1 pseudogene is annotated in these 505 nt (G+C 63.2%); it reads right to left on the bottom strand.

Annotated elements, in window-relative coordinates:
- Positions 1-285 precede the first annotated feature (285 nt).
- Positions 286-505: pseudogene (locus FAF44_RS53620) on the bottom strand (hypothetical protein); the annotation flags it as partial.

The following is a 505-nucleotide window of genomic DNA, read 5'->3' as shown; positions in this document are numbered from 1 at the left end:
CCAGGCTGAAGTGATCCCCTGCACTACACCCGGAAACCACCACGGGCAGCGACCCGGGCGAATCGATGGCAACCCACGGTGCGCGAAAGGGTGCCACCCAGAAGAGTGACACCCTCATCGACCGGTAAGGACCTGGTCGGGACGACAGGATTTGAACCTGCGACCCCTTGACCCCCAGGCACATGATGAGGGGGTGGGATCAGCACTGATACCCGCCCCTACCTGGGATTATGGTCCCGCGCGGTCCCCTGAGGTCCATGGTCGCCCGGGCCGATCGTCACTCAGTTAGTCACTCGGAATCTGACCTGTGGGCTGGGGCTGCTGCCACACATCACGGCCGTTACTCCACAGCTCAGTGGCATGGTAGGTGAACCGGTCGAACAGTCCGTCTTCCTGGTACCGCCGTAGGTGCAGCATCGGCGAGTCGTGCCCGACGAGCTTGGCCAGGTGGGGCGTGACGAGCATCTCGGAGTCGAATCGGAACACGCTCATGGCGATGTGCTCG

The sequence above is a fragment of the Nonomuraea sp. MG754425 genome, from assembly GCF_021699195.1.
Classification (GTDB): domain Bacteria; phylum Actinomycetota; class Actinomycetes; order Streptosporangiales; family Streptosporangiaceae; genus Nonomuraea.
Note: the sequence above shows the minus strand (reverse complement) of the source record. Positions and strands in the feature narration are given on the sequence as shown.